1 protein-coding gene and 1 pseudogene are annotated in these 1608 nt (G+C 75.1%); both read left to right on the top strand.

Features of this window, described 5'->3' with window-relative positions; all coding sequences use genetic code 11:
• Positions 1-141: 141 nt before the first annotated feature.
• Positions 142-711 (top strand): winged helix-turn-helix domain-containing protein, encoded by a 570-nt coding sequence (locus tag MCBG_RS05600; protein ID WP_043324471.1) that lies wholly within the window; start codon positions 142-144, stop codon positions 709-711.
• Between the two features lie 290 nt (positions 712-1001).
• Positions 1002-1606: pseudogene (locus MCBG_RS05595) on the top strand (winged helix-turn-helix domain-containing protein).
• The last annotated feature ends 2 nt before the right edge of the window (positions 1607-1608 follow it).

Raw genomic sequence — 1608 nt, 5'->3', positions numbered from 1 at the left:
ATCGCCGGCCTGCCCACGCTCGGTCCCACCCCGCCGACCCGACCCTCGTCCGCCGCGCCCCCGGTCACCGCCGGTGGGGCGCTCCGCTGACCGTCCCGCCACACCGGCGGGGCGGGGCGACCGCCCGCACAGGAGGCTCCCATGTCCGTCGTCGCCCTCACCACCCGTCCGGCCCGATCGGGCCGCCCCGACCGGGCAGTGCCGCCCCGGCCGCGTACCGCGCCGACCGTGACCATCACCCTCGACCTGGGCGCCGGCCCACTGACGCCGGGCCTGGCCCGCCTGGCCGAGCTGCTGGACGAGCTCGCCGCCTCCGGCGAGGCGCTGGTGAGCCCGGACGAGCACCGGGCCGCCCGTACCGTGCTCGACCTGCGCCGCGCCGCCGCCGCGCCACCGCCACCGGCCGGCGGCGGCGTGCGCATCCTCACCGGCACCCGCCGGGTCCGGCTCGGCGACACCGAGATCACGCTCACCCGCATCGAGTACGACCTGCTGCTCTTCCTCGCCGAGCACCCGCGCCGGGTGTTCACCCGGCTGCAACTGCTCGCCAACGTCTGGGGCTACGAGCACGCCGTGGCCCGCACCGTCGACGTCCACGTCCGCCGGCTGCGGGCCAAGTTCGGGCCGGACACGCCGCTGGTCACCACCGTCTACGGCGTCGGCTACCGCCTCGCCGACGACGCCGCGATCACCGTGGACCGCGACGCCTGACCCGCCCTTCCCGCACGCGGCGCACCCGGAGAACCGGGTGCGCCGCGTTCACGTTCAGGACGCATCCGCCATTGTGAACCGCCGGGAGACCCCCCGTACCAGCCCGAAACGACGCTCTGCTGTAATCAACGGGCCTCGCACGCAGAGCGAGCGCACGGCTCCGATGTGTTCGTCAAATGTCACATTCATGCAACGCAGCCGCCTCTTGACCCTCGCAGAGACGCCGGGAAGCATCGATGAGGCGGCGTCCCGGGCCGTGGGGAGATACCCGGACCAGCCCAAGGAGGACCATGTCGGTCAGCCCCGCCTCGTCGCGCGCCGGATGGCATACGTCCCAACCCGCGGTCCCCGGTCGTCCCCCCGGCGGCCAGCGTCGTCCCGCCAACACCGCCGCGCCCATGCTCACCGTCACCCTGAACATCCCACTGGCCTGTGAGGAGTCGCTCACCCCGGCCGCGCGCCGGCTGCTCGACGCCGCCCGCGAGATGCTCGAACGCGGCGACGCGGTGGTCAGCGCCGCGGTTCCGGCCGAGCGCCGGCCCGACGCCGTCCCGGCCGGCCGCGCGCCGTCCCGGCCGCTCGCCCCGACCATCCCGACCCTGCACATCCTGGCCTCGTCCCGGTCGGTGCTGCGCGACGGCGAGCCGCTGCCGCTGACCCGGCTGGAGTTCGACCTGCTGCTGCACCTGGTCGCCCACCCCCGCCGGGTGTTCACCCGCCTGCAACTGCTGAACGCGGTCTGGGGGTACGAGCACGCCGGCGTCCGCACCGTCGACGTGCACGTCCGCCGGCTGCGCGGCAAGGTCGGCGTGACGTCCCGCTGGTCACCACCGTCTACGGCGTCGGCTACCGGCTCGCCGACGACGCCCGCGTCACCATCGACCGCACCGGCTGACC

Origin of the sequence: Micromonospora sp. M42, assembly GCF_000568915.1 — a bacterium.
In the GTDB taxonomy this organism is placed as follows: domain Bacteria; phylum Actinomycetota; class Actinomycetes; order Mycobacteriales; family Micromonosporaceae; genus Micromonospora; species Micromonospora chalcea.
Note: the sequence above shows the minus strand (reverse complement) of the source record. Positions and strands in the feature narration are given on the sequence as shown.

What these genes read in the sequence shown, in the direction of transcription:
- MCBG_RS05600 (WP_043324471.1), top strand. Translation starts at nt 142, where the DNA reads ATGTCCGTCGTCGCCCTCACCACCCGTCCGGCCCGATCGGGCCGCCCC.